Source organism: Virgibacillus halotolerans (genome assembly GCF_016908515.1).
GTDB lineage: Bacteria > Bacillota > Bacilli > Bacillales > Amphibacillaceae > Virgibacillus_M > Virgibacillus_M halotolerans.
In genome coordinates this window covers 337,251-361,859 of sequence record NZ_JAFBEA010000001.1, presented here as the reverse complement: position 1 = coordinate 361,859, position 24,609 = coordinate 337,251, and the positions used below count along the sequence as shown (strand labels likewise).

Here is a 24,609-nt window from a genome sequence, read left to right as displayed (position 1 = left end):
GATAACGTTTGTTTTCGATTTTAGCACTTTCGTTTGCTAAACGGACGTAGTAGTAATACCGCTTAGCCTTTTCCGTAGTTCAGTGTGCTTACTAATACCAATATTTCGGCGGATTATGGGACATTTGGAACGAAGTTATTTATCAAATTCTCCGCTTTTCATTACATCCGTTATCGTACGGACATATTCAATTTGCGCCTTGCCAAATTCTTCTATAAAGCGCCGCTCTACCTTCGGAGATATTCCAGAATACTTAGTTTCGATAAAGCCTATTAACTGTTGCGATACTCCTAGACGTGCAGCCATTTCCGTTTGTGTTAAGCTGTTCAATGTTCGGATCGCTTTGAACACGCCAAAATCGATTGTCATTATCGACTCCCCCTCTCTTCCGTATCCGATTAGTAAAATACTAATAGTTGTGTAAAAAAATAGGCACGACAATTTGCCGCAACTTTCGTTTTTCGTTACGTTAATTATCCTTTAAAGGAATATCTACTTACTAGTATGCATAAGGGCAAGTATTAAAAGTAGTGAAGTGAAACTAATTTATTTTAAGTAAAAAAAGAAGCGCCGAAGTCAATCAGCGCCTCTTGCTATCCTTATAACGTAAGATATTCAGCCTATTCTGTTTCGACTACTTTTTCGAATGTCTCCGGAGTATCCGATCCGTTAAAGTCGATCAGTTGCACCGGCTCACCTGGATACTCTATTTCATAACCGATAACAGCGTCAACAGTCGTTCCTCCACCTTTAACGTCGGAATCGCCCATTTCTACTAACTTCGGCTTGTAATCATCCGGAAAAAGTCCGTTCGCTCCGTCCAATAGTTCTACGGTCGTGTCTGTTTCCTGGTTAGCCTTAATCAAACTTGACATCCACGGACTGATAGAATCCTCCGACTTATTCGTAAACTCTACTTCCAAAGCTAGTACTTGCGTATCGTAGTTCCCGTCTATCTGTTCGACGTCCTTAACAACTATTTTATAATCGTCATCCTCCACAGTGTCGTCGCTTATTTCCACAGATTCCTTGACATCGGTACTTTCTTCGGAACTGACCTCCGCTATTTCCTTCTGACTAACGTTTTCTTCTGCGGTTCCTTCCTCGTTGGAGGTATTACCGCAGGCTCCTAGAATAAACGCAAAACTTAACAATGGTACAAATAACTTTTTCATATTAACATCCCCTTTTATATGATCTTACCGTCTCAAATATACGATAGTTCCGAAAAATCCGCAAAAAAAGTATGCCATTCGATAATTTATCCGTTTATCAATGTCCAGTACATAAATGCCAACGACGCAGTAAACATCGTCATATAAAACGCATCCACCTTGTCAACATTCCGTAATTTCATTATAATAGCAGTTAATAACATAAGGTAACATCCTTTCCGGCTCCGGCGTTGCAGCGCTAGAGCCTTTTATACTTCCCCAACTCTTCCGTCATAAAATCTAAATCCTCCGGGGAATAGTCGTGATCTAAAATAATATTCTCGAGCCATTGCGGCAATTGCGCTGGGTGTATGAACGAATATATATAATCGGATATTATTCGGTTTTCATTTGCGACTCTCTCCTCTAATTCCGCCAAATCCTTTGCGGTCATGCCCCAGTCATCCTTGATATCTTCCGTTAATCCATCCGCACCTATCCACACTGCATTTGACATTTTACATTCTCCTTTTTTACATGTTTTAAATCCAATCCAAGTTAATTTATTCATTTTATGCGCTTCCCATCCCGTATATTTTATTACGTTTAACGTAACCTGCATTCATACTATAAGTTACGTTTAGCGTAATGTCAAACGAATAATTACATTTACCGTAATTTATGTTAAAATGACAATACAGTAACGAAGGCTTAACGAAAGCAGGTGAAGTTGTGACGAAATCAGATGTAAAAATAAATAATAAGGTTATCGAGGTTAAACTTCGCCCTATATTGGAGGAACGTAACATGTCGCAAAAACAACTCGCAGACATTACCGGTCTTTCTACGCGAACAGTCAGCGAACTAGCAAGTAATATGACGCAGCGCTACTCTAAGGACGCGTTAGAGCGCATCTGCGAGGCGTTGGACGTAGAGGTTGGCGAGTTGCTGACGATAGAGAAGCGCAAACATAACGAAAAATAAGCAAGGGTTATAACGTCCATCTTCATACGCACGGCATGCAAGGTAACACACGCGTACCTAACGTTTTTCCTTACCTATCGAACGATGACAGCCGACCTACGCCGTTCCGAGGGTAAACGTACTCTAACGGTATAAAGGCGCTATGATGTGACGATTTATCCTGCGGAGTTTACCCCCTACCTTCGAAATTCTGACAGCAAATTGTTGGCGTCCGACGAGCGGGCGGTGGGGAGGAGGCCCCCGGGGCTGTTGAAACGAATAGTTGTCTGAATATTATTTATTGTTTATACAAGTTGAGCCGGCCGGAATATTAATTATTATTTATCCGATTAACTCCGTGTGTTGTTCGCGCTGCTACTGCCGATACCCTACCATCAGTTACCCTCGTTCGTCCCTCCGTCGTCCTGTCTGTCTCCTCCCTCCTGTTACGTTGTTCGTTACGTATGGGGACGATGCGATGATACGTCTCCGATGTGTGTTCGTTGTATCTGTTGGTGACGGTGTGTGTATGAGTGACGATGGGTGTCCGTTGGGTGACGACAGCCGGCACTGTCTATCGACTACTCCTCGGCATAGCCTGTCCGTAATCGTCCCGCAAACTGCCATATAATCGGGTGTAATCCCCGAAATAAACCGCGCATAATCCCGCTCGCATACGCTTGTAGTACGCTTATAATGTCGCTTGATTTGCGCTTGGATACTACCGCTTAAACCACCTACAATTCCGCGTATAATCGCGTCCGTATAATCGTCTAAAAGTATTAACTTATAGACATAATATAAATCATTCATTAATCAAGTGTTTTATCCTCTTGACTATGTCTAAAAGTTAGTCTATAATTATAAGTATAGAAGATAGCTAACTAATAGACATAAAAGGAGATGATGAAATGAAAAATAAACTATATCGAATGTTACGGATAAGCAACGACATAAACGCATTACGCAAAGGCAAGATGTTCAAACGGATCATGCGACGACTCGCCGGTAAAGCCACTGGCAAAGGAATTGGGAGGTTATTCAAATGAACAACAATGGACATAAAATAGGCTATGCAAGGGTTTCTACTGTAGGACAGGACTTAGAGACACAACGCGAACTACTACTAAAAGAAGGCTGCGAAAAGCTATTTGTCGAAAAGGTAACCGGAACATCGACTTCACCCCGTAAGAAGTTGGCGGACTTGTTGGACTACGTAAGAGAGGGCGATACCGTCTATGTAACGAAAATAGACCGCCTGGCACGTTCAATCATCGACTTGAATAAGATTGTATCGGGGTTAATCAAAAGTGGCGTAAACATAGCATTCCTAAAGGAAAACATCGAGTTTAAGGCAGGCAACGCCAATAGTTCGATTAATACGTTACTGTTTAATGTCCTAGGATCGTTCGCACAATTTGAACGTGACCTTATAGTCGAACGTACAACGGAAGGCAGAGAACGCGCTAAGGCTGCCGGAAAGCATATGGGACGGCCTGCAAGTAGTAGCGACAAGGAAATGCAAAAAGCTATCAAATTACATCGAAATAGGGACGATAACGGCATGAGTGTCGCGGACATCTGCCGACTAACCGGAGTAAAACGTGCGACATTATACGCTAAATTGAAGGCGGAGGCAACTAGCGATGTCTAATCGGCTTGCTTTCCGCCTATTTCGCCCCCCTTTTATTCGAGGTCGTCCTTCCAGTGAACGGCTTGCCCGGTAATATTCTCGTTATAGTATGTGATTATTTTCACAATTTATGTGTAATTTCGTACACTCTTCCGTCATCCCCTAAAACACTTCAACGCTTTACCGTACTTCAGTATTCGCCACTTATCGCACCTATTAGCGTTGATCTATCAAGCATATATCCTTTACACAACGCCTATAAATAGGTTTCTCGATAACTTACGGACGGCCGCATACATATATCCGTCCAGGTTCACTATGCTACCGTTTTTATACCTGCGTATGCAATCGCTTATGCAGGCCTTAAATTCGTCTGCGTGCGATTCCAGACGTATCTTTGGAGTCTTTGCACGGAAAACAATACCGACATATTTACGGAGGTTTGCACCTCGGTAAAACGGAGACAATACCGTATGAAGTACCTCCGGGATATTATTGCGTTCGCCTGCGGACTCTAATACGTATGTATAGGTATCTCGCTTGTATAAAGGTTCATACTCGGAATCAGCCGCCTTGTCCGTTGCCTGACATGCCTTGACGTCTACTTCCCGCTCTGACAATCGCTCTGACACAAACGGCAATATCTGGATAATATTCGCCCCGTGTCCGCCTGACTTCGGCCGTATGCGAACGATCCGCTTAATGATAAACAACGCCTCCAATCGCTTCAATACACGCCTAACAGTGCGGTCTGATACGTCCAAGGCGTCTGCTATTGTCTGTGCCTTTAAGTGCGACGCTCCGGAATACTTCACCGAATACCTCGCAATGAACCGCAGTACGGATCGGCAGGTGGCGTTTAATTGCGAGGTGTGCGTCTTCTCATGCTGCGATATGTTGTAATTAAGTTCCTGCGTAGTGTCGAACGTCTTATATTCGTCCAGATATATCGTCATTGTCGTTTGCTCCCTTTTTGGGCGCACTTAAATAAGCCTTGCAGTTCGGCAATTTTTCAGATACAATAACAATAGGTGGTCGTTCTGTATCGGTTTAATTACCGTTGCGGTGCGTCCTTTTTTTTGTGTTTTAAATATCTAGGTTATTTAGCGGCGAATGCTTTTGGTACTTCCTTCCGACCTCTTGATCGGTAAAGTCTAAGTAAGCCTGTTGAGTAACATCCACACTGGAATGTCCCAGGATTCGGCTTAATGTACTCCAATCTCCGCCGTTTAATAAGTAGTACTTCGCAAAGTTATTCCGCAATTGGTGCGGTTGTACGTCCAATCCGACTAACTTGCTGTGCCTCTTAAACGACGCGCCTACTGTCCGTATGTCCAACATATTTCCCTTGATTGACGGAAACACGTATTGACTGTTCGTATATCTATCTCGATATTCTAGCCAACTACGCAAATTACTCCCCATCTTATGTGAAAAATAAACAAATCGCTCATGCTTACTTTTCGTATTCCGAAGCAATAGCGCCCCATTACGTAAATCAATATCGCTCGGCATTATCGAGACTAATTCACCTATGCGACACCCAGTATCGAGAATCATCCTCGCTATAATCCATGTTCTAAATTCGTGAAACTTGGACACGTCGAAACTCCGGAAAAACAACGCCAACTCATTCTCCGATAATAACGCCTTTACCTTCCGCTGTGGCTTTATCTTTTCGATTCCTTCGCAAGGATTTTTCCGAATTGCCTTCTCGCGGTAAAGATAGCTAAAAAACGCTGCAATATTTCGCTGATAATTGGCGAGTGTAGTTTCGCTGACCGGTCGCCCTACATCGCCTCGATTATGAAGCCCGTTGACGTCGCGCATACTATCGTCAGCCAGTGCGTTATACTTACCACGCTCTCTGATATACGTAAAATATGCCCGTATATGTTCCGATTTAACTTGTTCCGGCTTGTCTATCGACTGCTTTTCCGTCAAGTATCGCTGAAACAGACGCAAAGTTTGATCATAACTCCGCATGGTTTTGGTGGATAAATTACGATCTGTACAGTCATACATGTAACGGTCAATCTCAATTAAAAATTTATTCAACGCAAAAACGCCCCTATCTATTGGAATATTTCGATACTCCGATAAATAAGGGCGTTTATTAGTGTCCGCCTGTTTACTTGTAGGTGTCCGTCCATAGTTTGTCGGCATAGATGTGCGATAGCCTGCGCCTAAATGCCGTCATATCAACGTCAACTTGCCCGATGTTCCAATCGCAATCGGTCAGCGACCATTGCAATGAACTCACTGTTGGTCGGTTTTGCTTTGGAAATGCTAATGGTGTAGCCGAACAGCGCGGAAATGGAATCTATGTTTCCCCTGCTCCATGCAACCTCGATCGCATGCCGAATTGCCCGTTCTACACGTGACGCAGTTGTATTAAATTTCTTAGCGATATCCGGGTAAAGTACCTTTGTAATTGACCCTAAAAGTTCAATATCATTATAAACCATTGTTATTGCTTCACGTAAGTACATGTAACCTTTAATATGTGCTGGAACCCCTATTTCATGAATAATATTAGTAATGTTTGCTTCTAAATCCTGTTTCTTTTTCGCTTTTTTCGGCCCTTTATTCATGCTTGGGCTGACTACCGCGCTTCCTTGTACCTGACGAATCTGATCAGCCAAATTGTCTAAATCAAATGGTTTTAAAATAAAGTAAGATGCCCCTAAATCAACAGCTTTTTTCATTACCTCTTCCTGACCGAATGCAGTTAGCATAATCACATGGGCTGGCTTATTTTTTTCCATTTCTTTCATATGTGTTAATACGGCCAAACCATCGATATGAGGCATAATAATATCTAATAATAAAACGTCCGGGTCTAATTCCTCCACTAGTTCCAAACAATCTCTTCCATTATAAGCAGTCCCAATGACTTCAATATCATCTTGTTCGTCAAAATACTCCTCCATTAGTTGCACAAGTTCTTTGTTGTCATCTACTAAACAAACTGTTGTTTTCTCCATAAAACTTCCTCCTTCATGTAATTAGCTTATTCTCCACTTAACTTATTCTACACAAGTTTTAATTATCCTCTTTTATTTCGAAAAACTTTGGTATTTTTCGCCATTTCTTTGATTTGCTTTCATTTACTACCCATTACGACATGATTCGATAATTTATAACATATTTAAAAATCTTTTGTCGAATAATATTATTTTTAGTATAGCACCTTTTTTAAAAATTGGAATAAGCAATAAGTCTTGTTTATTTCATTCAAAAAAATGGCTTGTAATGGTTAAATCCATTACAAGCCATTGTTTAACTCGCTTCTTTCTGTTTATCCCCGTATATATTAACCCCTGCATCTTGTAACATCCATTCTATATGGACACCGTAACCTGATGTCGGGTCATTGACGAATACATGTGTGACAGCACCAATCACTTTTCCATTTTGGATGATTGGACTTCCGCTCATGCCTTGTACTATCCCACCCGTTTTCTCTAACAGTTTTGGATCCGTAATTTGGATAACCATACCTTTGGTTGCTGGAAATTTTTGTGGAATACTACTGATAATTTCAATATCAAAAGCTTCCACCTTTTCATCTTCAAGAACGGTTAAAATTTTTGCTGGACCTTCTTTTACTTCATGGGATAATGCGATGGGTAATGGTTTATCATATTTTTTTGGCTTCGATTTATTCTCGCCTTTTTCTGTTAATTTGCCAAAGATGCCAAATGGACTGTTTTTAGTAATTGAACCAATTTTATTATCCTGTATTGAAAACTTCGCCTGTTTTTCTCCTGGTGAACCATTATTACCTTTTTCAATCGAGGTAACGGAAGAACGGACGATGGTTCCATCATTAATTTCAATTGGCTTTTTGGTATCCATATCAGATATAACGTGACCCAATGCACCATATTTCTTAGATTCTGGCTCATAAAAAGTCATTGTTCCGATACCTGCGGCCGAGTCCCTGATATATAAACCAATTTTGTAGTCATTATCTTTTTTATCAAGCACGGGTTCAAGCTTTGTTTCAATGGTTTCCTTACCCCTTTTTACGGTCACAGACAACTTTTCTCCCTTTTTCCCTGCTTTTTCAACATAGGGTTTTACATCTTCCATGTCTTTAATTGTGTCACCATTAATTTTTAAAATAACATCGCCTACATTTATTTTTGCATCTTCTCCAGGGGATAGTGCTTCATCATTTTGTTTTACTAAGTGATGACCAACTACAAGGACACCGCGAGTATGCAACTGTACACCAATTGATTCACCACCAGGGACGACCTTTATATCGTCTAGAACGGATAAATCCACCTTTTTAATGGGATAACCGTTTACCTGGTATACCAATTCACTATCTCCTGTTTCCTGTGCATAGAAAGCAGAGGAATCAATTGCTTCAACATTTTCTTCTGAGGTATCAACCTGAACAGTCTCACCCAATTGTGGCACCTCTACCAGAGACTTATTAAATGTAACAATTTCATTCGGGATGGAGAGATATTGCTGTAAAGGGGGATAAAAAGGAACAGCTAACAATATCATCAAAAGTACAATACCTATCCATATTCGGCTATGCTTCATATATTTCAATTTTCATCATCTCTCCTCGTTCCTAACCCATACCTTCATTTTATTTCTGTACTTCTAATTTGACCCTCAAGGACATGTTTTAAACTGGTGAAACATAAGAAAGATGTGTATCTTTTCCTTTTATAAATTTGCCTTTTATGAATAAGTAGATGGCGTGTGTCCTCTTCGTTTCATACCTGCCTATAATTACTATTTAAGGGGGGAATTTTTGGGGCAATATTTATTCAAAAAAATAAATAGCCAGATACTATATCATCTGGCTATTTATAACATTTTATCCGCTATTTTTTGTTTTAAATGATGCTGCTAAATCAAGCAGCTCTTTTGCATGCTCTTTTGCTGTTTCAGTAAGTTTTGTACCCGTAATCATTCTGCTTAATTCTTCAATTTGCTGTGTAACCGTTAATTCCGATACCAATGTCGCTGTACGGTTATTTCTGGATTCTTTTCGTATAAACTTATGCGTATCTGCCATAGCAGCAACTTGAGGAAGATGGGTAATGCATAACACCTGTGACTCTGTCGAGATTTGATAAATCTTTTCTGCGATCGCTTGGGCCACTCGACCACTGACACCAGTATCCACCTCATCGAAAATAACGCTTGTAACGCCCTGATGTTTAGCAAATATTTTTTTAAGTGCCAGCATAATTCGTGATAGCTCCCCACCGGAGGCCACCTTTGTCAAGTCTTTTAAAGGCTCGCCTGGATTCGTTGAGATCAAAAAGCGCACATGATCAAAGCCGTTCTTGTGTAGTGATAACGGTTCTTTGCCATTGATATCATTTTCATTATCAAATGCGATGGAAAAGGTTGCCTTATCCAAATATAATCCTTTTAGCTCTTTATGGATATCTTTTGTTAGTGCTTCTGCAAATTGTTTACGTAAATCATGTAAATGCTTTGCTTCAACGTAAGCATCCTTTTGTATCTCTTCTATTTGCTCGGCTAACTTCGTTAAATGAGAGTCTTTGTTGGTTATTTCTTCTATTTCTTCTTCAATTTTTGCCATATATTCAAGTACTTCATTAACAGTTGTACCATATTTCTTTTTTAACCGATTTATTTCATTTAATCGTGATTCAATTTCATTTAAACGTTTGGGGCTATATTGCAGTGTCTCAATATGGTTACGAATATCATAAGATAATTCTTCCAAAGCAAAATAATGATTGGATAATTCCTCAGCATTTTCCCCGATGAATGAATCATATTCACGATTATCCTGTAACGCAAGCTGGGCTTTATTCAACCATTCAAGACCACGTTGCTCGCCATATAGCGCATTATAAGCATCTTGGAGCGACGTATGAATACGTTCAAAGTTAGCCAGGGAACTCCGCTCTTCCTCAAGTACAGTATCTTCATCAGGCGTTAATTCCGCTTGTTCCAACTCACGCATCTGGAAAGTTAATAAATCCAATCGATGAGCAGTTTCCTGCTCGTTATCATTTAACTTTTTGTAACGATTTCTTAGTGTAGATAATTTGTTAAATAAGTTCGTATATTCTTCTTTAGCTTGTGTCATTAATATGACATCATACAAATCCAAAAAATCAATATGATTATCCGGATCCATTAGTGATTGTGTTTCATGTTGGCTATGAATATCAATTAACGTCTTGCCGAATTCTTTAAGGATAGCCAAGGTCACCAATTTACTATTGACACGACATATGCTTTTTCCATTCGCTGTAATTGTCCGTTGTAAGACAACTTGTTCATCTAGAATTTCTATACCATATAATGTACCTATTCTATATATCGGATGGCGTTTACTTTGTATGGTAAATAAACCTTCTATCTCTGCCTTTTTAGCCTCGTGCCGCACAAATTCTACGGATCCTCTTCCACCAGCTAATAATTGAACAGCATCAATGATAATTGATTTACCTGCTCCGGTTTCCCCTGTTAAAACGGTGAGACCTTCATTAAAAGTGATGGACACTTCATCTATTATTGCAAAATCACGAATAGATAATTCTGTTAACATGATGTATATTCACCTCACTGTCCACAAACTTATAACATATCAATGAATCGGTCTTTAATGATTTGTGCATCTGTCTCTGTTTTACAAATAATTAGACAGGTATCATCCCCACAAATAGATCCCATTATTTCTTCCCAATCTAAATTATCAATTAGCACACCTACTGCATGTGCATTACCTGGAAGTGTTTTTAATACGATAAAATGACTGGCATTATCGATTTTTACAAATGCATCCATAATTAAACGCTTCAATTTATCCAGTGGATTAAAGCGTTGGTCTGCAGGCAAACTATACTTGTACGTGCCATTGGTTGAGGGGACTTTCACAAGATGGAGCTCCTTGATATCCCTGGAAACAGTTGCTTGCGTTACATTGTATCCCAGAGATTTTAGCCGATCAACAAGATCGTCCTGTGTTTCAATTTCTTTTTCTGTTATTAATTCACGTATTTTAATATGCCGTTGAATTTTACTCATCTGACACCTCTCATTGTAATCATTGTGATGTTATTTTAAAGCGATATGAGCGTCCGCTATTATCGCTTCTAATTCAACATCCGAAAAGACAAGTCCTTTATTATCTTTCTTCCATCCGAAATGCGCTAAGAATTCGATATTCCCGTCGCCACCGGTTATTGGGGAGTACGTTATATTGTATAAATCATATTTTTCATTTTGTGCAAATGTCACAATCTTTTTTAATACGTCGAAATGAACACTTTTATCACGCACAATTCCTTTCTTTTCCACCTGACCTCTTTCAGCCTCGAATTGGGGCTTAATTAACGCAACAATATCGCTGTTGGTGGTCAATAATTGTTTTAATACAGGTAGCATTAATTTCAATGATATAAAAGAAACATCAATGGTTGCCAGGTTCGGTTTACCGACATCAAGCATTTCAGATGTGACATAGCGGAAATTAGTGCGTTCCATCACTTTTACCCGGTCATCATTTCTCAATTTCCAAGCCAATTGATTATACCCAACATCAATTGCATAGCAAAGAACTGCGCCGTTTTGCAATGCGCAATCTGTAAACCCGCCGGTAGACGATCCTACATCGACCATGATTTTATCTTGCGCAGAAATCTCAAAATGCTTTAATGCTTTTTCCAGCTTTAAGCCACCGCGCCCCACGTAGGGAAGCTTCTTTCCTTTCAACGTAAGCGGGATGCTTTCATCCACTTTCATGCCTGGCTTGTCCATTCGTAGTTGCTCAGAAAATACAAGACCAGCCATAATGTAACGTTTTGCTTTTTCACTTGTTTCAGCTAAATTTCTTTCCACTAATAACATATCTAAACGCTTTTTGTTCAATAATAGCAAGTCCTTTACAATTATACTTAGTTTTTGGGCAAGATTTTCAATTTAAATTTACTTTCTAAAACATAAATGACCTTACCTGCGAAGAAAATAATTTTCGTTGATGCATTGATTGCAAAATATTTACCTAGTGCTTTACCACCAACTGTAATCGCAGCTACAATACTTGTCAAAACAACTGACAAAACAATTTGCAATGTTGACGTATTATGTTGAAACAAACCAGCAATTTGGATCACAACGATAGCTGTAGCTGTACCACTGACTATGCCTGAGATATCCCCGATCACATCATTACAAAAACTGGCAAATTTATCAGCGTTTCTTATAATGTTAACCGCTTCTTTTGCTCCTTTTACCTTCTCGGCCGCCATTGCGTGAAATGGTGTTTCGTTTGCCGCTGTCGACGCAATTCCCAGCACATCAAAGGCAACCCCGATCAAAACAATAACCAATACAATAAATAAACCAACAATCCAAACGACACCATCGAGCAGTGACGAAGATATAATTGAAAAAATAGCCGCTAACACAAAAGTGATAACGGCAATAGATACACTGAATTTAATTGAACGCTTTATTTGTGATTTCATAATTTACCTCGAACATTTCATATAATTAATGAAAGGAATGGTCATTCAAAAGGTAAAAACTGTGGCTTAGGTCCAGTAGGTTTTCCCAAGCAAATACCCTATGTTGCCATAAAGGCGGTTCCCCTTTAAATTTGCCTTAGCTTTGTCACCAAAAGCTAGACTGGATTACCACTTAGACCACACTATAATCCCTTTTAAATGTCTTTAGAACAGTCTAGGAGTTTTCCTCAACAGTCTTTAGCCACTTCCTAGCCTCTTTTGCAGTGGTGATTTCATAGAAATAAAAATAACGAAACCAGTGGCCACCCAGCTTGTTATTTGTTGTTCTAATCCCCTCACACACCACTCAAGGCAGGCTACGCTGCGAAAAGGGTGTCCCTTACCCAATTGTACAGGTTCATACCCCAGTCCATAATAGTTCCTAGGCTTAGTTACTACTACAGAGATGGGCCTCCGCGGTAATCGGGTCAACGCCCACATGCCTTTGTGGATCGCCCAAAAACCTTAACTCCCAGCACTGACCCAAGGCTGGGCGCCTCAAGCCAACACAAGGAACTTCATCGATGTGCCCTTTGGCGGATTTTTAGGCCCGCCTTCAGAAATGGGGGACTGACTAGAATACTGCACCATCCCTTTTATACACTAATTATAACATATTTTTTGCTGATGTTCTATCATTGATCAATGATCCCGGTGACTAAAATAATCAGTTAAATCCATTAAGATAGATGATTGTGCATTCGCTTTTGTTAACGCATCTTTCGCCTTTTGAACATATGATTTTTTTTGCTCGATAGCGCCATCGATACCTAATAATTTGGGATACGTACTTTTCTCGTTCCCTTCATCACTGCCAACCGGTTTACCTAGTATATCTGGATCACCAGTTACATCAAGGATATCATCCTGTACTTGAAAGATTAGCCCTAAATAGTATGCAAACTCCTTTAAATGCTCAAGCTGTTCTTCGGTTGCATCTCCAAGGTATGCTCCCGCATAGATGGCAAATTGTAATAATTCACCGGTTTTCAGGGTGTGAATATGCTCTAATTCTTTTAATGTAACTGGATGTTGTTCAGCTTCCATATCAAGAATTTGTCCACCAACCATCCCCTTAGGTCCACTTGATTTTGCGAGCATTGTAATCAAATCCACGCTTTGTTTGGGCTTCAAATTCGTGTCCGTAGCAATTAGTTCAAAGCTGTAGGTTAATAATGCATCGCCTGCAAGAATAGCAGTCGCTTCATCAAAAACTTTATGGTTTGTTGGCTTCCCCCGACGAAAGTCATCATTATCCATGGCTGGTAAATCATCATGAATAAGTGAATATGTATGTATCATTTCGACCGCAAGCGCTGCAGAAATGGCCTTATTTACATCATTGCCATATGCGTCAAAGCTCGCAATCAAAAGGATCGGTCGAAGCTTCTTTCCACCCGCTTCAACCGAATAAACCATGGATTCTTTTAAACGTCCCGGGATGGAAAGCCCGTGAAGAGATGAAGACAATTTATCACTGATTATTTGTTTGTATTTATCAATATATGTTTTCAGATTCTCCTGCACAGTTACTCTTCCTCCTGTATATCGAACGGCTCCAATTCATCCTGCTCATTCATGATTTGTGTCATTTTTTCCTGTACGTTTTTCAATTTATCGTTACACAGTTTGGACAGGTTCATGCCATCCTGATAGTAATTGATCGCTTTTTCGATGGGCACATCGCCCTCTTCCAGTTTTTCAACAATTGTTTCCAGCTTTTCGAGCGCATCTTCAAAGGTAATTTCATCTTTAGTTGTCATGGCTATCCTCCTCTATTTGTTCGACCTGACAATATAATGTACCATCACTGATATTCACTGTTATCCTATCTTGTTCATGGACTTGCTTGGTTGTGTTAATAATAGTCCCTGCAGCAGTATACGGTAAGGCAAAGCCACGCTTCATGATTTCTAAAGGATTCAACAGCATTAGCTTATCCATTGTATTGGTTAATTGCATCGTTTTACGTTCGTAAATACGTTTCATAACATCCTGCTGCTTTGAGTTGAGATTATTTAGCTCTTTTGCAGCTTGTTCAAGCTGTTTTTTAGGATGTTGTGTCAATAGACGGGTATGCATATTGTTATATGCTTTTTCTTTATGCTGGTTGTTATTTAGCATCGCACGCTGTAAACTTTCCACATGTTTATCCAGTTCCTGCTCCTTCTGATTTAAAAGCTGTTTTGGATAGCGAAATGCATAAGATTGTTTCAAACGTTGCAAATTATTTTTGTGATTGATGATTTCCCGATTCATTTCTCTGATCAACGCGCGCTTCAATGTGTAAATTCGTTCCACTAATTCGTGCTGAGAAGGCACTGCAAGCTCTGCAGCCCCGGTTGGTGTTGGGGCACGAAGATCAGCAACATAATCGCTGATTGTCATATCTGTTTCGTGTCCGACAGCAGAAATAATTGGGATATTGGAATTAAAAATAGCTTGGGCGACTATTTCTTCGTTAAAGCTCCACAGTTCTTCGATAGATCCACCGCCACGACCGATGATTAATGTATCAAACAATTCTTTTTCATTGGCCTTTTCTATCCCGCGTTTAATAGCTGCAGCTGCCTGTGTTCCTTGTACCAACACTGGAATAACAGTTACCTTAACAATTGGATATCTTCGCTCGATGGTAGTAATGATATCACGTACGGCCGCACCGGTTGGTGAAGTAATTACTCCAATGTGCTTAGGAAACACAGGTATTTCCTTTTTATGACTTTCTGCAAAATATCCTTGCTTATGTAATTTTTCTTTAAGTTGTTCAAAAGCTAAATAAAGGGAACCAATGCCATCCGGTTCCATTTGTTGAATATACAACTGGTATTGACCAAATGCTTCGAAAACACTTATCTCACCTTTGATCAACACTTTCATACCATTTTCAGGTACAAATTTCAATGACCGGTTATTCCCGGCAAACATAACAGATTGTAAACGCGATTGGTCATCTTTTATTGTTAAATACATATGACCGCGGCTATGGTGTTTAAAGTTGGAAATTTCACCCTTAAGCCATATGTTTTTTAGATGTGGATCTGTATCCATCTTACGTTTAATATACTTCGTCAGTGCAGTAACCGTTAAGTAATTATCACTCAATGACTGGACAATCCTTTTGCTGCTTTTATGGTGTTTTTTAACAACATTGTAATGGTCATTGGGCCAACACCTTTAGGTACTGGTGTAATATAAGCAGCTTTTTCCTGCGCACTTTCGAAGTCTACATCTCCTGTTAACTTACCATCTGCCTGACGATTAATACCTACATCGATCACTGTGGCACCTTCTTTAATATAATCCTGATTAATTGCATGTGCCTTTCCAACAGCAACAACTAATATATCAGCCTGTTTCGTAAATTCCTTCAGGTTTTCTGTTTTGGAGTGGCAATAGGTAACTGTAGCATTTTCATTAAGCAGTAATTGTCCTACAGGTTTACCAACGATATTACTGCGCCCAATAATCACCGCGTGTTTCCCTGCGATTGGAATAGCTTTGGATTTAATCATCGTTACGATGCCGTATGGTGTACATGAAAGGAATGCATCATCTCCGGTCATCATCCGCCCAATATTAATCGGATGAAAACCATCAACATCCTTAGCTGGGCTAATCGCTTCTATGATTTGTTTTTCGCTAATTTGATCTGGGAGCGGTAGTTGGACTAAAATTCCATGTACAGACGCATCCTCATTTAATTTTGTTATTTCTTGCAGTAATGCATCCTCTGTTGTGGATGCGGGCAGTTCAATAACATCCGAAGACATGCCTGTTTCAGCAGCTGCTTTTTCTTTCCCGCGAATGTAGGACCTTGATGCAGGGTTATCCCCTACTAAAATAACCGTCAAATGTGGTGTGATACCACTTTGTTTCAATTGACTGACCTGTTCTTTCATTTCCATTCGTAATTCATGTGCTAATTCTTTTCCATTAATAACTTCAGCTGACATAGCTTCCATCCCCTTTATGCTATGATCTTTGACAATACGCCATTAATAAATTTGCCTGACTTCTCGTCTCCGTATCTATTACCTAATTCAATTGCCTCATTGATGGAAACGTTTGTAGGTATGTCTTCCATATAATGAATTTCATATGTGGCCACGCGTAAAATAGTTTTTTCAACAGATGCGAGGCGTTGTAATGACCAATTCGCAAGGTTGTCCGAAATGATACGATCCACTTCGAGCTTATTTGTTGTAACTCCTTCAACTAGCAATGTTAAAAACATATCGTGTTCTTCTGCCTCTAAAAAATCATTCATTGCCTGTTTTGGTTCAAAATCATTCATATCCAGTTGAAATAATATCTGAAATGCCTTTTCCCTTGCTGTGTGTCGATTCATCTTTCATTGCTCCTTCTGAACATATCTCCTACAAATAATAACATGATTAACGGGAAATAGAAATTAAAAAACAATGTCAGAGGATCAGGTCCTCTGACACACATAATCTATTCGTCATATTCATCTGTTTGGTCTTTTCCATCCATTTGGATACCCACAACATGAATATTAATTTCATCGATTTCCAGTGCAGTCATATTTTTTAATGTCTGCCTTATGTTAGATTGCAGTTTTTCTGCTACTTTGGGAATGGAAACACCAAAATTCAGGACAACATACAGATCAATAAGTATGCCCGAATTCGTCAGTTCCACCTTCACCCCTTTACTATGCGCCTTCTTTCCAAAACGTTCTACAACACCAGTAGCAAAATTTCCTCTCATAGCGAAAAGTCCATCAACTTCTGTTGCTGCAATGCCAGTAATAACTTCTATTACCTCAGGGGCAATTTCCACTTTACCTAAACCAGTGTCATCACTTACATTCAATAAAGGTTGTTCACTCATGTTTTCACTCCTTCATTTTAGTAAATATTAGAAAACTTGGCTTTTTGCCAGGCTCTATGGCGAAAGCCTTAGTTGCACTTATGCAGAAAGAAAATGTGGATATAATTTCTTTCTGCGATCCAAAACGTAAAGCACTTTATTCCTCATTTTCCAGAATCGGATGTTCCTCTAGGAAGTTTGTGTTGAAATCGCCTTTCACAAAAACATCGTGATCCATTATGAGGCGATGGAAAGGAATCGTTGTAAATATTCCTTCAATGACAAATTCATCTAATGAGCGTTTCATCCGTTTGATCGCTTCTTCACGTGTTGGTGCATATGTGATTAACTTTGCAATCATCGAGTCGTAATATGGTGGGATGGTGTACCCTGGGTATGCTGCGGAATCCACTCTTACACCATATCCACCCGGCGGTAGGTACATATCAATCGTACCAGCAGAAGGCATAAAGTTTTTAAATGGATTCTCTGCGTTTATCCGACACTCAATTGCCCATCCCTCAAATGTAATTTCTTCTTGTGTAAACGAAAGGGCTTCATTATTTGCAATATTGATTTGTTCTTTGATTAAATCAACTCCTGTAACCATTTCCGTCACGGGATGTTCTACTTGAATACGTGTATTCATTTCCATAAAATAAAATGCCTTGCTTTTTCTGTCAAAAATAAATTCAATGGTTCCAGCACCTGTATAGTCAACTGCTCTTGCAGCCTTCACAGCCGCTTCTCCCATTTCCTTTCGAATGTCAGGCGTAATAGCGGGAGACGGTGTTTCTTCTACGAGCTTTTGTAGTCTTCTTTGAATCGAACAATCTCTTTCACCCAAATGGACGACGTTTCCATGTGTATCGGCTAACACTTGAATTTCTACATGACGAAAATCTTCAATGAACTTCTCAATATAGACCCCTGGGTTACCAAAAGCTGTTTCTGCTTCCTTCTGTGTAATCCGAATACCATTAATAAGTTCCGTTTCCGATCTTGCTACCCGGATCCCTTTACCACCGCCACCTGCAGTAGCTTTTATAATCACTGGGTACCCGATTTCTCCAGCCAACGCTTTCGCCTGTTCTTCACTCTCGATAATGCCATCTGAACCTGGAACAATTGGGACATCTGCATTTTTCATTGTTTCTCTTGCAACATCTTTGATACCCATCTTCTGAATGGCTTCCGGTGTCGGTCCTACAAAGATTATATTACACGCTTTACAGATCTCCGCAAAATCGGCATTTTCGGCTAAAAAACCATAGCCGGGATGAACAGCATCAACTTTTGTTAGGGTGGCAACACTCATGATATTGGTAAAATTAAGGTAGCTGTCCTTACTCAATGTTGGTCCGATACAATATGCATCATCAGCCAGTTGAACATGTAATGACTCTTTATCTGCTTCTGAATATACGGCAACTGTTTCTATATCTAATTCTTTACATGCTCGTATAATTCTTACAGCAATTTCTCCTCTGTTTGCTATTAGAAGTTTTTTAATCACATGCTCACCCCTCAGTTTTTCTTCACTCTGAATAACGGTTGGCCATATTCCACCAGCTCGCCATCTTCAACTAATACTTCTACAATTTCTCCAGTAACTTCTGCTTCAATTTCATTGAATAATTTCATTGCTTCTACTATACAAACAACGGTATCATTTGTTACTTTACTGCCTTGACTTACGAATGCATCTTTTTCGGGTGATGATGCAGCATAGAGTGTCCCAACCATTGGGGAAACAATTTCATAATCATAAGCTACTTCACTTTCTACAACAGGCTGTTCAGTCTGCTCCCCATTTGCTGACGGTTGCTGCACTGTCGGTGTCGCCACCTGTGTATGATCGATCGGAGCAATAATTTTTTCATGCTGGGCAACGGTTGGCTCTGATGACTTTTTCAATGAGACTGACGTTCCTTCTGTTTCATAAGTAAATTCGTTAATGGATGATTGATCAATCAATGCAATGATCTCACGTATTTCCTCAATTTTTAACATATATGACACTCCTTCATTTTCATTCTATTGTAATTAGATACGAATAACTCCTATTACATATTACGATAAACAAGTAGTAAACATCAAGAATTAATCCAAAAGCAAGTAATTCCATTATGTAAAAAGAAACTTAACCATTGTCATCTATATAATTATAACAATGTTATTGGTTCAATGCGAATCAAAAATCCGAACCATTAAAAGCGTTCGGATTTTACCAGTTTATTATTTACTTTCAGGTGTCTGGAAATTTACATCTACGGGAATTTCACCGAATTCATCTCTTACTATCTGCATGATATTATTTGCTTCTTCGCCAGATAATTTGTCCGTTTTAACATGAACATGTACTTTGTCTTCATCTGAACGTACTAACACGTCCTCATATTCTGCTTCATTTGCAATCGACTCTTCCAGTATCACCTCTTTGGATGACAAGTCCTCCAGCACATCTATATCTTTTAAAGCTTCGTCTTTCTCATTCGTTGTGGAACTACTGGAAGCAACCACATCTGTTAGCCGTTCTTTCTTCATATTACGCTCATCTTGTAGCTGCATGCGGATGGTTGTGAACAATTCATCATCTGCGACGTTCGTAATATCTGTTACTTCCGAGTCATCCTCTGCTTCTGTTGAATCCGTTGGTACCGCTTCCTGCTTACTATCCTGTCCATTATCAATATAGGCCAGATTTTCACTTCCATCTGAAAGCATGTAATAAGCACTTAACACAATCATTAAACTAAGCATTGTTAACAACCATACCGTTTGTTTCTTCATCATATTTTTTTCCTCCTTAATTTTTTGGCATTACAGATATTTTATGTGTTGGAACATCGAGTACACGTGAGACAGATTCAATCATCCATTTCTTTACTGTTGCATGGTCTACGCCTTTTGCTACAACAAACACACCCCTAACGTCCGGCTTTTCAGTTTGGATGAGCAGCGGCACCTCCTTTTCTCCCTGCCTAACTAGTACGGCTTGGGAATCCTCTGTGTTGTCTTCCACTTTTCTTGTCCCGCCATTACGATCCGATTCATCTGTTGTTTGTTGACCTTTCACTAAGTTTTTTTCATATACCTTCACGTTGGTGGAATCTAGATTTACCATTACCTCAACTTCAGATACGCCTTTTATTTTGTTCAACATTTCCACCAAATCCTTTTCATAGCTTTTTTCTAATTCGTTTACATCAGATGTCGCTGTTTCTTCTTCAGAAACTGATTTTTGCGCAGGCTGCTGGTTTTGACTATCCAATTGGTAGTCCGCATCTGTATCCGTTTCGTTTTTTGATGTACTAAATACATTACTGATAATGAGCAGCAGTAAGCCTGCAAGCGCAAGTACGATAATATACCTTGTTTTCTTCGATGGATTTTTCAATTTTTCCTTTACTTTTTCTGAATTGAATAGTTCTTCCGGTTTTTTTTTCAAGATGCCCCTCCCTCCCAATTCACCGTCAACTTCTTATCATGAAGCTCCCATATTTCATATAACAGTGATTTGATCTGTTCATCATCCTGTCCTTCTTCATGAACTATCGGGTCGTCATCTGTGTCAATTACCACTTCATCAATCGCATTCACTGCTCCCTCCCCGCCGTCTGATTCCCGAAGATATACAATGACTTCCTCCAGATCCTCAAATGTATAGTTATTCTCAGTTGAAAAGAGAAATTCTATATGTGCGATTTCTATTTGAAATTTCTCTAATAAAGGATCCTTTGCTATATCTTTTAATTGGACAGCCATTTGTTCTAAAATATATGCATCCTGTGTGCCTTCTATTTCACTTTTTTGCATTTCTATTAAATTTTCTACAGATTCATCTTTCCATTTCTCCTGATTAAGCTGTGAGAATGAGGTTTCCAGCGCTTGATGAATATCAATATTAAATAAAAAGAATACCGGCTTTAAGAAGATTAATATTAAAACCAGCCCAACCACAAGTCTGATATACTTCTTCATCGCAGTAGCTGGAATGAGTAAATCAATGACAGCTGCCAAAAGTAAAAATACAATGATTTGTGTCACCCATTGAATAAGCAAATCCATTTTTTATCACCTTATCGTAAGAGCAGTGTTATATTACTCGCCACAACAATGATGACGATGGCTAACAAAAACATAAATGATACCGCCAGCAAACAGGCTAAAATATAAACAATATATTTACTGATCGTATTTAAACTTGTTATGATAGGACCGTCGCCAATTGGCTGTAACACAGCTGCCGCTATTTTATATATGACCGCTATGGCGAAAATTTTAATTGCCGGAAATAAAGCAAAAAACAAAATGACAATAACGCCAACGAGCCCGACTGCATTTTTTAATAATAAGGAGGCACTTAACATCGTATCAGCAGCATCTGTAAAGGTCCTGCCTACAACCGGGATGAAATTTCCAGTAATAAACTTAGCTGTTTTCATAGCTACACCGTCCTGTACAGCACTAACAGCTCCTTGTACAGACATCACCCCAAGAAATATCGTCAAAAACACGCCAAGGACACCTAAACCGATGGACTTAAATAAGTTTGCCAAATGGGTTACTTTATAATTCTCATTTAAGCTGCTAACAATCAGTAACAATGCTGAAAAAAACAGTAATGGTAAAATAAAGTTAGAAACAAGCACACCACTGGAATGAATAAGGAAAATGACAATCGGATGAAAAAAGGATACTGCCGCAAGATTTCCAAACGATGCCATTAACCCCAGTACAAGCGGAAGTAAGGCAATCATAAAGCTACTCATTGTGTCAATGGCTTCTTTTGCATACCCAACTGCCGCGTAAAAACTATTTAAAGCAATAAACAGCAGGACAATATACACAACAAAATAGGCTATTTTACTGACTGCACTGCCTTCAAACGCAGTGTGCATCGTTTGTAATACGATAGAAAACAATGTAAGAATAAGCAATAACCCAAGTAATTTACCATTTAAAATAAGCTCGTGAAATAAATATTCAATAAATCCGAAAACGGTATTTTTAATCGAAAAGGATCCCTTACTCTTAATAAAATCATAGATCCCTGTTTTTTGTAGTTCTGGTATATAACCCCCATATTCATCTACAAGTTCATTCCAGTAAGACTCCACATGGTCAAATGAGATATCGTCTAAAATGGTATCTTCTGCGTTGTTATCGTCCGATTCCGATTCCGATTCTGATTCTGCTGTCACAGGTGCTTGTCCCATCAGGAAGAAAATTAAAGTGAATAAAATGGCTATGAACAACTTATTTGGTTTCATTCACTATAATTGCCTCCTTTATTTCCAAGCTTTGTAACTAAGTGGTAGGTAGAAAACTTAAAATAGATTCAATGACCGCAGTAATAATCGGTACGGCCAATAATAAAATAAAAATTTTACCGGCCATCTCAATTTTAGTGGCGACCGAAGTAAGACCAGCATCCTTGGTAAGACTTGCTCCTAGTTCAGCAATATAAGCAATGCCAATAATCTTTAAGATCGTTTCCATGTACATGCCTTCTACATTCGCTTTATCACCTAGAGACTGGATTAACGTAAGGATGGTGCCAATTTGTTGAATGATCGCTAAAAATATAATGATTCCGGTTATCAGGATAAGAAAAAATGCAAAGGATGCATGAATGTCTTTTAAAACAATATATAAAATGCTCGCTATAATCCCGAGAAGCACAATTTGTATGATGTCCATGTTGATTACCCCTGAAAAAGAAATACAGATTTAATCTGTTGAAACAAATCATCAAGGCCATTGATTACGATGACAAGGACGATAATAAATCCGAGTAATGTGGCAAATTGAGCGATCTCTTCTTTTCCCATTTGTTTTAAAATGGTATGAATTAATGCCACGATAATTCCAATTCCTGCAATTTGAAATAAGATAGTTGCATCGGTAAACACGGATCTACCCCTCTCTATCTAAATGAGCAGTAATACGATAAATAACCCACATAGAAATCCTAAGCTCTTTGCCATTTTGTTATATTTATTGTGATTATCCCTTGCATCTTCCAGCTCCCGATCCAAGTGGTTCACTGTAAGCTGAATGTGCTTTTGCTGTTGGTAGAAGTCATGCTGTCCCAATGTACGCCCAAATTGTTTTAGTATTTCCTTTTCTGTATCGCCTAAATACGATATCTGCATCAATTGGTCAATACTTTCATTCCATAGTGAAAATAGCTCCGTATTTTCACTTTGCATATGTTGACCCAGTAATTCAAAAAAGGATTTTGTTGGATCCGGGATTTGTTTAGCAACGACCGTAAAAGCGTCCTGTAATGGTAATTGACTATATAAAATCTCTGCCTCCAATATTTGCAGTGCACTTTTAAACTGTCTAATATGCTTCGGTCTTTTGGATAACCGTTTACTCCATTCAAACCCCATCCATGTAGTTGTGCCTATAAGAAGAAGTGCTCCTATCCATTTCATCTGATAAGCGCCTCGATTTCTGTAAAATATTTTCCTCATTCTGATTATAAATACGGTGAATATGGCCCGGTGTTGTATGCCTTTCTAAAATAACGATGCGTTCGAAAACTTTTTGTTGAAATAAACTGGTTAACGAGGGTCTTCTTTTTAGCTCTATTAAATCGCGCCCATGGATCGAACAAATAACAGTAACACCAGCATTGATCGCCTCAAGTAACGCATCCACATCTTTCCTGCTGCCAATCTCATCTACAACTAAAACATCAGGAGACATAGATCTGATCATCATCATCATACCTTCTGCTTTCGGACACGCATCCATAACGTCCGTTCTCGGTCCTAAATCATGCTGTGGGATACCTTTGATGCTTGCACCAATTTCAGAACGCTCATCAATAACACCGACCTTCTTTGCTGCAACGTTTTTCCAACCTGTTGCAATTAATCGGGTTATATCTCTAATCAACGTTGTTTTCCCTGTTTGCGGCGGGCCAACAAAAAGCGTATTAAAATAATTGCGCTTATATATATAGGGGAGTACTGGTAATGCTGCACCAATTTGTTCTTTGGCAATTCGAATATTTAAAAATGTAATATACTGAATCGCTTTTACTTCCCCGTTGCGCGTGTTTACTTTACCAGCTAATCCAACACGATGACCGCCTTCAATCGTCATATAACCTTCGCGAAGTTCATCCTCCATACGATACAATGAGAATTCACTAAGCTGATTGACTACAAATATGCTGTCCTGCTTTTCAGGTCTGATTGTTTCAATCGTTTCAATGTGTTTATCAAAGATGAATTCGATTGGCTGATCTAAGCGAAAACGAATTTCCTGAAGCAGATGCCATCTACCCGCAATTTTAATTTGGATGGCCTGTCTCATTTCAATTGGAAACAAGCGTAATATTTCTTCCATAGACATTCCCCGTTTTTAGTTGTAGCTTTATAGTAAAATGTATGTCACATGAAGCAATTTATGACTAACCTGTCTAAGCCAATTTATATTTTTCGCAAAAAAAGCAGCCCTATCAAATAGGACT

General features: G+C 39.1%; 30 protein-coding genes. 2 read left to right on the top strand and 28 right to left on the bottom strand.

Going from position 1 to position 24,609, the window contains the following annotated elements; genetic code table 11:
* Positions 1 to 135: 135 nt before the first annotated feature.
* The 3 genes from JOC34_RS01890 to JOC34_RS01880 all read right to left on the bottom strand — a co-directional run bounded on the left by JOC34_RS01890 (position 136) and on the right by JOC34_RS01880 (position 1,671).
* Entirely contained in the window at positions 136 to 369 is a 234-nt protein-coding gene (locus JOC34_RS01890) for a helix-turn-helix domain-containing protein (RefSeq protein ID WP_205135008.1), read from the bottom strand.
* 251 nt (positions 370 to 620) lie between these two features.
* The gene (locus tag JOC34_RS01885; RefSeq protein ID WP_205135007.1) at positions 621 to 1,175 is read right to left on the bottom strand and encodes a DUF5067 domain-containing protein; all 555 of its coding nucleotides are present in this window, start codon (positions 1,173 to 1,175) and stop codon (positions 621 to 623) included.
* A gap of 238 nt (positions 1,176 to 1,413) precedes the next feature.
* The gene (locus JOC34_RS01880; RefSeq protein ID WP_205135006.1) at positions 1,414 to 1,671 is read right to left on the bottom strand and encodes a hypothetical protein; all 258 of its coding nucleotides are present in this window, start codon (positions 1,669 to 1,671) and stop codon (positions 1,414 to 1,416) included.
* Between the two features lie 215 nt (positions 1,672 to 1,886).
* Here JOC34_RS01880 and JOC34_RS01875 point away from each other — a divergent pair, with 215 nt between their 5' ends.
* On the top strand, positions 1,887 to 2,138 hold the full coding sequence (locus JOC34_RS01875; protein WP_338062628.1) for a helix-turn-helix domain-containing protein: 252 nt from the start codon (positions 1,887 to 1,889) through the stop codon (positions 2,136 to 2,138).
* Between the two features lie 378 nt (positions 2,139 to 2,516).
* Here the strand turns inward: JOC34_RS01875 and JOC34_RS01870 are convergent, their stop codons facing one another.
* Positions 2,517 to 2,930, bottom strand: coding sequence for a hypothetical protein (locus JOC34_RS01870; RefSeq protein WP_205135004.1), 414 nt, complete (start codon positions 2,928 to 2,930; stop codon positions 2,517 to 2,519).
* Positions 2,931 to 3,162: 232 nt separating this feature from the next.
* On the opposite strand from JOC34_RS01870, the gene JOC34_RS01865 reads away from it, so the two are divergent.
* The gene (locus tag JOC34_RS01865) at positions 3,163 to 3,771 is read left to right on the top strand and encodes a recombinase family protein (protein ID WP_205135003.1); all 609 of its coding nucleotides are present in this window, start codon (positions 3,163 to 3,165) and stop codon (positions 3,769 to 3,771) included.
* Positions 3,772 to 3,995: 224 nt separating this feature from the next.
* Here JOC34_RS01865 and JOC34_RS01860 read toward each other — a convergent pair whose 3' ends face one another.
* The 24 genes from JOC34_RS01860 to spoIIIAA form a co-directional block, all read right to left on the bottom strand.
* A complete protein-coding gene (locus JOC34_RS01860; RefSeq protein ID WP_205135002.1) occupies positions 3,996 to 4,565 on the bottom strand; it encodes an HTH domain-containing protein in 570 nt (189 codons plus the stop codon).
* 271 nt (positions 4,566 to 4,836) lie between these two features.
* Positions 4,837 to 5,808 (bottom strand): tyrosine-type recombinase/integrase, encoded by a 972-nt coding sequence (locus JOC34_RS01855; RefSeq protein WP_205135001.1) that lies wholly within the window; start codon positions 5,806 to 5,808, stop codon positions 4,837 to 4,839.
* 149 nt (positions 5,809 to 5,957) lie between these two features.
* On the bottom strand, positions 5,958 to 6,737 hold the full coding sequence (gene spo0A / locus JOC34_RS01850) for a sporulation transcription factor Spo0A (protein ID WP_205135000.1): 780 nt from the start codon (positions 6,735 to 6,737) through the stop codon (positions 5,958 to 5,960).
* Between the two features lie 295 nt (positions 6,738 to 7,032).
* Positions 7,033 to 8,316: a SpoIVB peptidase gene (spoIVB, locus tag JOC34_RS01845; protein ID WP_205135905.1), complete on the bottom strand. Its 1,284-nt coding sequence runs from the start codon at positions 8,314 to 8,316 to the stop codon at positions 7,033 to 7,035.
* 283 nt (positions 8,317 to 8,599) lie between these two features.
* On the bottom strand, positions 8,600 to 10,318 hold the full coding sequence (recN, locus tag JOC34_RS01840) for a DNA repair protein RecN (protein WP_205134999.1): 1,719 nt from the start codon (positions 10,316 to 10,318) through the stop codon (positions 8,600 to 8,602).
* Positions 10,319 to 10,347: 29 nt separating this feature from the next.
* Complete coding sequence (gene ahrC, locus JOC34_RS01835; protein ID WP_205134998.1) at positions 10,348 to 10,797, bottom strand: transcriptional regulator AhrC/ArgR; 450 nt, start codon at positions 10,795 to 10,797, stop codon at positions 10,348 to 10,350.
* A gap of 30 nt (positions 10,798 to 10,827) precedes the next feature.
* Positions 10,828 to 11,619, bottom strand: a complete 792-nt coding sequence (locus JOC34_RS01830; RefSeq protein WP_205135904.1) for a TlyA family RNA methyltransferase — start codon at positions 11,617 to 11,619, stop codon at positions 10,828 to 10,830.
* A 47-nt stretch (positions 11,620 to 11,666) separates the two neighbouring features.
* Complete coding sequence (locus JOC34_RS01825; RefSeq protein WP_205134997.1) at positions 11,667 to 12,239, bottom strand: hypothetical protein; 573 nt, start codon at positions 12,237 to 12,239, stop codon at positions 11,667 to 11,669.
* A gap of 681 nt (positions 12,240 to 12,920) precedes the next feature.
* Positions 12,921 to 13,805, bottom strand: coding sequence for a farnesyl diphosphate synthase (locus JOC34_RS01820; protein ID WP_205134996.1), 885 nt, complete (start codon positions 13,803 to 13,805; stop codon positions 12,921 to 12,923).
* A gap of 2 nt (positions 13,806 to 13,807) precedes the next feature.
* Positions 13,808 to 14,041: an exodeoxyribonuclease VII small subunit gene (locus JOC34_RS01815; RefSeq protein ID WP_205134995.1), complete on the bottom strand. Its 234-nt coding sequence runs from the start codon at positions 14,039 to 14,041 to the stop codon at positions 13,808 to 13,810.
* Positions 14,031 to 15,383, bottom strand: a complete 1,353-nt coding sequence (xseA, locus tag JOC34_RS01810; RefSeq protein WP_205134994.1) for an exodeoxyribonuclease VII large subunit — start codon at positions 15,381 to 15,383, stop codon at positions 14,031 to 14,033. The genes JOC34_RS01815 and xseA overlap by 11 nt, the downstream gene beginning before the upstream one ends.
* Entirely contained in the window at positions 15,380 to 16,234 is an 855-nt protein-coding gene (gene folD / locus JOC34_RS01805) for a bifunctional methylenetetrahydrofolate dehydrogenase/methenyltetrahydrofolate cyclohydrolase FolD (protein ID WP_205134993.1), read from the bottom strand. Before folD ends, xseA begins: the two co-directional genes overlap by 4 nt.
* Before the next feature lie 14 nt (positions 16,235 to 16,248).
* A complete protein-coding gene (gene nusB, locus JOC34_RS01800; protein ID WP_205134992.1) occupies positions 16,249 to 16,629 on the bottom strand; it encodes a transcription antitermination factor NusB in 381 nt (126 codons plus the stop codon).
* A 107-nt stretch (positions 16,630 to 16,736) separates the two neighbouring features.
* Positions 16,737 to 17,135 (bottom strand): Asp23/Gls24 family envelope stress response protein, encoded by a 399-nt coding sequence (locus JOC34_RS01795; protein WP_205134991.1) that lies wholly within the window; start codon positions 17,133 to 17,135, stop codon positions 16,737 to 16,739.
* A 136-nt stretch (positions 17,136 to 17,271) separates the two neighbouring features.
* Entirely contained in the window at positions 17,272 to 18,630 is a 1,359-nt protein-coding gene (gene accC, locus JOC34_RS01790) for an acetyl-CoA carboxylase biotin carboxylase subunit (RefSeq protein WP_205134990.1), read from the bottom strand.
* Between the two features lie 11 nt (positions 18,631 to 18,641).
* Positions 18,642 to 19,127, bottom strand: coding sequence for an acetyl-CoA carboxylase biotin carboxyl carrier protein (gene accB / locus JOC34_RS01785; RefSeq protein ID WP_205134989.1), 486 nt, complete (start codon positions 19,125 to 19,127; stop codon positions 18,642 to 18,644).
* 225 nt (positions 19,128 to 19,352) lie between these two features.
* Positions 19,353 to 19,910, bottom strand: coding sequence for a SpoIIIAH-like family protein (locus tag JOC34_RS01780; RefSeq protein ID WP_205134988.1), 558 nt, complete (start codon positions 19,908 to 19,910; stop codon positions 19,353 to 19,355).
* A 13-nt stretch (positions 19,911 to 19,923) separates the two neighbouring features.
* Positions 19,924 to 20,565 carry a stage III sporulation protein AG gene (spoIIIAG, locus tag JOC34_RS01775; RefSeq protein ID WP_205134987.1) on the bottom strand — a complete coding sequence of 214 codons (642 nt, stop codon included), beginning with the start codon at positions 20,563 to 20,565 and terminating at the stop codon, positions 19,924 to 19,926.
* Positions 20,562 to 21,185: a stage III sporulation protein AF gene (gene spoIIIAF, locus JOC34_RS01770; RefSeq protein ID WP_205134986.1), complete on the bottom strand. Its 624-nt coding sequence runs from the start codon at positions 21,183 to 21,185 to the stop codon at positions 20,562 to 20,564. The genes spoIIIAG and spoIIIAF overlap by 4 nt, the downstream gene beginning before the upstream one ends.
* 11 nt (positions 21,186 to 21,196) lie before the next feature.
* The gene (spoIIIAE, locus tag JOC34_RS01765; RefSeq protein ID WP_205134985.1) at positions 21,197 to 22,390 is read right to left on the bottom strand and encodes a stage III sporulation protein AE; all 1,194 of its coding nucleotides are present in this window, start codon (positions 22,388 to 22,390) and stop codon (positions 21,197 to 21,199) included.
* Between the two features lie 37 nt (positions 22,391 to 22,427).
* The gene (gene spoIIIAD, locus JOC34_RS01760) at positions 22,428 to 22,820 is read right to left on the bottom strand and encodes a stage III sporulation protein AD (protein ID WP_205134984.1); all 393 of its coding nucleotides are present in this window, start codon (positions 22,818 to 22,820) and stop codon (positions 22,428 to 22,430) included.
* Between the two features lie 5 nt (positions 22,821 to 22,825).
* Positions 22,826 to 23,032: a stage III sporulation protein AC gene (spoIIIAC, locus tag JOC34_RS01755; RefSeq protein ID WP_205134983.1), complete on the bottom strand. Its 207-nt coding sequence runs from the start codon at positions 23,030 to 23,032 to the stop codon at positions 22,826 to 22,828.
* Between the two features lie 18 nt (positions 23,033 to 23,050).
* On the bottom strand, positions 23,051 to 23,563 hold the full coding sequence (gene spoIIIAB, locus JOC34_RS01750; RefSeq protein ID WP_205134982.1) for a stage III sporulation protein SpoIIIAB: 513 nt from the start codon (positions 23,561 to 23,563) through the stop codon (positions 23,051 to 23,053).
* The gene (gene spoIIIAA, locus JOC34_RS01745) at positions 23,508 to 24,485 is read right to left on the bottom strand and encodes a stage III sporulation protein AA (RefSeq protein ID WP_205134981.1); all 978 of its coding nucleotides are present in this window, start codon (positions 24,483 to 24,485) and stop codon (positions 23,508 to 23,510) included. The genes spoIIIAB and spoIIIAA overlap by 56 nt, the downstream gene beginning before the upstream one ends.
* Between the last annotated feature and the right edge of the window lie 124 nt (positions 24,486 to 24,609).